This is a genomic window from Pandoraea cepalis, from assembly GCF_902459665.1.
GTDB classification, from domain to species: domain Bacteria; phylum Pseudomonadota; class Gammaproteobacteria; order Burkholderiales; family Burkholderiaceae; genus Pandoraea; species Pandoraea cepalis.
In genome coordinates this window covers 1-7,336 of sequence record NZ_CABPSL010000037.1, presented here as the reverse complement: position 1 = coordinate 7,336, position 7,336 = coordinate 1, and the positions used below count along the sequence as shown (strand labels likewise).

The 7,336-nt window shown below is 60.4% G+C and carries 2 protein-coding genes; both read right to left on the bottom strand.

Going from position 1 to position 7,336, the window contains the following annotated elements:
- Positions 1-617: 617 nt before the first annotated feature.
- Positions 618-4,457: an autotransporter family protein gene (locus PCE31106_RS23730; protein ID WP_174975418.1), complete on the bottom strand. Its 3,840-nt coding sequence runs from the start codon at positions 4,455-4,457 to the stop codon at positions 618-620.
- 550 nt (positions 4,458-5,007) lie between these two features.
- The gene (locus tag PCE31106_RS23725; protein ID WP_150564878.1) at positions 5,008-7,113 is read right to left on the bottom strand and encodes an autotransporter family protein; all 2,106 of its coding nucleotides are present in this window, start codon (positions 7,111-7,113) and stop codon (positions 5,008-5,010) included.
- Between the last annotated feature and the right edge of the window lie 223 nt (positions 7,114-7,336).

Here is a 7,336-nt window from a genome sequence, read left to right as displayed (position 1 = left end):
TAGGCTTACTGATAGACACAAGACTATCCGTTATTTTAAGAGAGTCCTTGTGTCCTCAGATACGTGGGGCCGCTCCAATGTCGAATGCCAATCCGCAAGTTGCGTTGCATCCGATGAGTGACACGAATCTTAGGACGTGATTAACGTATTAACGGTCTTTGAACCGGGGCATTGGGAATTTACTCATCCCAAACCCTCGCCTTGGGACATTTCCCACGAAAATCAAAGTGAAAATCCCCATGGAAACCATTGGAATGTCAATAATCCGCCAATACTTCAATAAAATTTGAGCCCTTATCCCTCACAACATGGGAAGCACCAGGAGGTCACCGGCAGCGCGAAGTGCACTTGGAATTCACCGGATCGGTCCACACTGGCGCGAATGATCGGCGCGCCAATCGGCCCACCAACCGGCGCATTTTTTCAACGGTTTTATCTCCGCTTTCAGAAAGCGTCTCCCAATAACAAAACCCCCGTTACCGATAAGTAACGGGGGTTTCGACCCAATGGTTTGAAGCCTCAGGCGCACGGATCATGACGATTCGCTACGCCAGACAGATCACCTTGGGAAGCGATCCGCGCTTTCCGCTTGCGAGGAAAGCGTCCTGCTCACGCCCTTAGAAGCGATACTTCGCCGAGATACCGCCACCCAGCGCGCTCTCGCCCTTGCGCACGCTGACGTTACCGCCCACGCGCACTTCCAGTTGCTTCTTCATCTGCATGTCCACGCCCAGATCCGCCGTGAAGATATCGCGGCCCAGCTTCGGACCCTTCACCGTGAAGCCGCTCGGCGCGCCGTAGATCGCGTTCGTCAGGCTGCTCTGCGTGTTGCCGAACTCGTGCTCGTACGACAGGCGCAGCGACGGCGCCACCTTGCCGCCCGCGATGCTCGCCACTTCGCGCCACAGACGCACACCCACCACACCGCGCGTCGAGGTCTGCGATTGCGAACCCACCTTCAGGCCGTCAGTACCCTGCCCGTCGCGGTTCGTCTCGTCGAACGCATTGAGTCGCGTCGATGCCACGCGCACGCCCACCGACGGATCGATGTTCACGCCCGACACGCCAAAGCGCTTGCCCACTTCACCGAACATGCCGAACGTCTGACCGCTCGTCTTGCCCGACAGGCGCGCCGACGCGTTGCGTGCGGCCACCGTGCGGTCCGTCTTCACGCTGTGATTCGTGTACGACACACCACCGTTGACGAACCAGTTCGTGGCCGCCAGGTGCGAACCATACAGACCCACGCTCACGCTGTTGACCTTCGACTCGCCCGGCATGCCCTTCGCCTTCGAGTCCTGGTTGCCCAGACCCACCGAAGCGCCTACCAGCGTGTTCTGACCCACGCGCTTGTCGATACCGATCGCACCGTCCAGGCCCTTCACGTCGAACGACATGCCGTCGCCGCGCTGGCTCGCGTTACCGCCCTTGAACGAAGCCCAACCGGCAATGCCGTTGTCCGACGCCATCGCGCCGTTGGCCGTCGTGTCGTCGAACATCGAACCGCCGGCGATCATGCGCGTTTGCATGCCGCGCTGGAACGACGTGGCTGCACCTTGAGCGGCCGTGGCGTTGTTCACCAGCGATTCACCCGAGAGCAGACGGGCCGAGCGACGTTGCTCTTCTGAGCCGGCCGTTTGCAGCGCCATGGCCGAGAGCACCTTGCCGCCGATCTTGCCCGAGGCCAGATCGCCCACCGTCACGCCATCGACCGACGCCAGCACTGCGCGCTCATTGGCCGAGTAGCCACCGTCGGCTGCCAGGAATTTGACGAGATTCTTTTCAGTGATCGTCGTCTCGATGCCCGTTCCGGTCGTCGGGTCCGTCGGGTCCTTCGGGTCCGTAATCGTCGGATCCGGTTGCTTGCCCCCAGTGATACTACCCACGGTCACTTCCCCGCCTAGCACGGCGGCATTCTCTTCGGAAGTCACCACTTGGAAGTTGCCGAGGAGATCGCTGACTTCAATGTCATCGGCCACTGCAACGTCGAGTTTCGTATTGCTGAAGTCGCCAATTTGCGTGACGTGAATCTGGCCCCCAACGAGGTCACCCTCAACCTTCTCGACGCGCGACTTGATCGTCGCACCCGCGTCAGAGGCATAGGTGCCAACCTCGAGCCTGTTCATACCCAGATCGACCGTACCGTCGTTCTGCAGGTGCTTCACGCCGCTGACGTTCGTGTTCAACGAAACGGTGCTCGCACTGGCGACGTTCACGGTGCCCGAGCCCAGTGCGTTGGCATGCGCCGCCGTCACGGTACCGCCATCCACGTTCAGGATCGAGACACCGCTTTGGTCTCCGGCCAACGTCAGGTTGCCCGTGCCGACCTTGGCCACTCGGACGACCTTCGCGGTAAGCGGAGCCGCGTCGTCCAGCGTAGCGTCCGACGCCATGCGCAGCGTCTCCGACGTTTGCCCTGCTTCGACGTCCACCGGGGCCGGCGGCGCACCATGCGAAATCGAACCGGCGAAACGATCGTCGCCATTCAATGCGCCGAGCACAAGCGCCGTATCGCCGGTGTAAATCGCGCCCGTACCGGTCAACGAACCGATCGAAAGCGTCTTGTCCGGATCGCCGTCAGCATGCGTAACGCTCACCTTCGAAATATCCAGGACGCCGTCGGCGACCATGTCGATCTTGGCCTGATGCGCCGTAACGCCATCGGCCATGTTGACGATGCCCGAATTCGTCAGGTGCATCTGCTCGAGTTGCGTGGCGGTGAACGACAGCGTCGCCCCGTCAACGTTGGCAACGATGGCATTACCACCTTCCGACGTCGAGATCGAGGCATTGCCCGACGCATTGATCAACGCCATGTCCTGAAGGTCCGTGTCCTGGATCTTCAGCGTGCCGTGGTTGGTGACTTTGGCTGCGCCGCCGAGCGACTTCAGCATTTGCTTCGTCGGAACACCCTTGCTGTCGACCGCCGGCTGGCCGTCCGCGTCGAGTACATCGACCAACTTACCGCTGATGGTCGCCATGCCGGTGACATCATTGGTGATCGTCGCCGTGCGCAGATTCGAGGCGGCAACAGTGAGGGTACCGCCGTTAGCGATGATTGCATCGCCTACCGAAGCACCGTCGAATGTCACCTTGGCAGCGATCGACGGATCGCGTTTCGCCAACCCGGTCACTTCCGGCAACGCGTCAAGCTCGGCCTGCGAAAACGCGCGGCCCACCGAGATCGTGCTCGCGCCCGCGGTTGAACCTTCGGCGAAGGTCAACTCACCACCGTTGCGAAGCGCAATCGTCGCGGTTGCCGCACTGGCGCGATCAAACGTAAGCCCGCCACCGTCGATCACCTCAATTTTCGCGTTACCGGCGCTGGTTTTCTCTCCGAATGCGATGTGTCCGGCCGCGCCGTTACCTGCACCAAACTTGCCAGCCATCAGCGTCACATTAGCTGCATCGTCGGCAATACCGACGCCCTTGTCCGAGAAGTTGAGCTTGCCGTCGGCGCCTACCAGCACGGCGAGCTTGCCGCTCCCCTCGATCGCCTGGTTGACGTTCAGCGCGCCGCCAACGACACCCACTTGATGCTCGGCGCCTTCGAGTGCGCGAAGGGTGCCGATTTCACGGGTTTTAACGCTGGCCAACTCGGCTGCGCCGTGAATCGCATCGGATGCCCGGCCGGAGAAACCGCCGATTTCGAGGGTGGCGCCTTTGACGATCTTCGTCTGCGCATCACCGGCGCCCACGGCCGCCTGATTCGCAAAGGCTTTCAGGTTCGCGTCCCCCCAAGACATCAACTGCTTCGCGTTCGTGTCAGCGCTATCGGCATTGACGTCGAGCAGATAGGTGGAAGCCAGTCGAGCCGAATCCTCCGCATTCCCGACAGCCGACAACGAGGCGAGCTTATGGTTGAGCAGTGTCAGATTCTGCTGCGCTTTCGTGGCAGCGTCCTGGGCAGTGGTGACAGCCGCGTCATGAGTGCGCTTGTCGATGAGCGAATTCAGAGCGTTTCGCTTAGCGCCCGAGGTCAGCTTGCTTTCGTTGTCGATACTACGCACAGCGGCCGCCAGATCCGTCAGCGCGGCGTGGTGCTTTTTATCCAATACGGACAAGTCGCCGTCCAAACCTCGACGGCCATCCAAATCCGACTTTGCCTTTTCAATATGCGGCATTACCGCCCGAAAAGCCGAGAATTTATCTGCATTGCTACCTTCAGCTCCCACCGCATCTCTGAGGGCGGAAGCAATATTCGCAATTTCCTGGTTATTTTTTAATTCCAAATTCGCCCGGAAATTGCTTTCCTTCGCCAGCACAATCGCGCCTCGTTTTTCCCCGAGCACCTTGATGCTGTTATTTCTCTCTGCCTGCCACTGCGGCACCTGAGGCGACACGGCGTCGCTTGCCACCGCATAGCCGGGCAGCGCTGCCGCCGTCACCACGGCCGCGACGGCCATGCAAATCTTCGTCTGACGCAGAGCGTTCGACTTCGGATGGTTCTTTTGCATTCGATAATCCATAAATTAATTCGTGAAAAGTGACGAATCGCTCCATCACGCTCCAGACACGGCACGACGACCTGCGTCAAGGCTCACGAAGTCTAAAATCCGGACTATCGAAATCGATGCAAAAGCACCTGAATTTGATACTTAACCCAAGAATTTATTCTTTACAAAATTGGGATAAATATTAAAAAGACATCAATCAAATAAAAGATAAATCCCAATAAAAACACTTTCACCACAATAGATATCCTAATTAATCAAAAAATGATGTCCGCAAGCAACGGGCAATTGCGTGAAGTGCGTTATTTCCCACTGAACAATTTCCGCTCAGCGGCACGTCTTTTGCCACCCAGCCGGTCGCCTCAAGACGGCGAGATGCCGTCATCACACGCCGAAAATAAAAAACCCGCCGCGCCCTTTCGGGTACGACGGGTTTCCATTCCTTCTACGCGGGGCGTGACGCAACGGTGTAACGCCCGCCCTGCCCCTGAAGGATCGCCTTGGGAAGCGATCCGTGCTTTCCCCTTGCGAGGAAAGCGTCCTGCTCACGCCCTTAGAAGCGATACTTCGCCGAGATACCGCCACCCAGCGCGCTTTCGCCCTTGCGCACGCTGACGTTGCCGCCCACGCGCACTTCCAGTTGCTTCTTGAGCTGCATGTCCACGCCCAGGTCCGCCGTGAAGATATCGCGGCCCAGCTTCGGACCCTTCACCGTGAAGCCGCTCGGCGCGCCGTAGATCGCGTTCGTCAGGCTGCTCTGCGTGTTGCCGAACTCGTGCTCGTACGACAGGCGCAGCGACGGCGCCACCTTACCACCCCCAATGCTCGCCACTTCGCGCCACAGACGCACACCCACCACACCGCGCGTCGAGGTCTGCGATTGCGAACCCACCTTCAGGCCGTCGGTACCCTGCCCGTCGCGGTTCGTCTCGTCGAACGCATTGAGTCGCGTCGACGCCACGCGCACGCCCACCGACGGATCAATGTTCACGCCCGACACGCCAAAGCGCTTGCCCACTTCACCGAACATGCCGAACGTCTGACCGCTCGTCTTGCCCGACAGTCGGGCCGACGCGTTGCGTGCGGCCACCGTGCGATCCGTCTTCACGCTGTGGTTCGTGTACGACACGCCACCGTTGACGAACCAGTTCGTGGCCGCCAGATGCGAACCGTACAGACCCACGCTCACGCTGTTGACCTTCGACTCACCCGGCATGCCCTTCGCCTTCGAGTCCTGGTTGCCCAGACCCACCGAAGCGCCCACCAGCGTGTTTTGGTTCACGCGCTTGTCGATACCGATCGCACCGTCCAGGCCCTTCACGTCGAACGACATGCCGTCGCCGCGCTGGCTCGCGTTGCCGCCCTTGAACGAGGCCCAACCGGCAATGCCGTTGTCCGACGCCATCGCGCCGTTGGCCGTCGTGTCGTCGAACATCGAACCGCCGGCGATCATGCGCGTTTGCATGCCGCGCTGGAACGACGTGGCTGCACCTTGAGCGGCCGTGGCGTTGTTGACCAGCGACTCACCCGAGAGCAGACGGGCCGAGCGACGTTGCTCTTCTGAGCCGGCCGTTTGCAGCGCCATGGCCGAGAGCACGCTGCCGCCAACCTTCCCCGAGGCCAGATCGCCCAATGCCACACCATCGACCGACGCCAGCACCGCTTGTTCGTTGGCGCTGTAACCGCCATCCGACCCAAGGAAATTGACCGCGCTGGTCTCCGTAATCGTCACTAGGCCGTCGGTGTTGCCATCAGTGCTGCCATCGGTACCGCCGTCGGTCTCGACGCCGGTGGAGATGCTGCCGAACTCGACTTCACCGATCTGCACTTCGGCGTCGCCCTGCGCGTCCACGACCGTCACTTGCTGCTTGAGCAGATCGGTGACTTCAATGCCTTCGTCGACGGCGACCTTGATCTTGGTCGTGCGGAAATCGCTGCTTTCCGAGACTTGAATCGCACCGAATGCCAGGTCTTCACCTTGCTTCGCGACACGCGAATTGATCTTCGCGCCCTCGCTCGACGCGTACTTGCGCACGGCCAGCTTGTTCGTGCCGAGATCAAGCGTCCCGGCATTCGTGAAGTCGGTCACACCACTGACGTCCGCCGCCAGCGCGATCGTACCGGCACTGGCAACGCTCACGGTGCCCAAGCCCAGCGCGTTGGCGTGCGCCGCCGTCAGCTTGCCACCTTGAATGCTCAGACGATCGACACCACCTTGATCGCCGGTCAACGTGAGATTGCCGGTGCCGATCTTGGTCAGTTGAACGCCTTGGGTCGTCTGCGCGACTGCCGGCGTCCGAAGCGCAACCGACTCGGTCGTCTCCGTCGTCGCTTCGCCCTCGACCTGAGGTTCAGTGATAGCGATCGTCTTCATGAAACGGCCGCCGAATTCATCGTCCTGGTTGGCCGAGCCCAGCGTGACTTGCGTCGCCCCGGTGATGACGTCGCCGGTGCCGGAAAGCGAACCAATCGTGATGGCCTTTTCGGTGCCCTTCGCCACCGCGTTGGATTCGTCGGCAACCTTCTCGACGAGTGAAACGTCCAGCATGCCACCGTTCATCTTGACGACCGCGTTGTCCGCGGTGGTTTCGCCGGCCAAGCCAAGCCAGCCCTCGTTGGACAGACGACTGTTTTCAAGCGCGGTGTCGATAATCGCCATCCGCCCCACGGCACGATTGTGGAGGGTCGCGTCTCCGCCGAAGGCGTGAGAGATGGCGACTATGCCCTCATTGTCCAGCTTGAGCTTTTCGAGAGAGGCGTCCTCGAAGAGGATCTCTCCCTCGGCCTTGTTGACGACGGTCGCTTTGACCTGACTGCTTTTTTCGTACCACTGGCGTCTAGGGAATCACGGCCCCGGTGGTTGAACTACATTCGCTGACCCG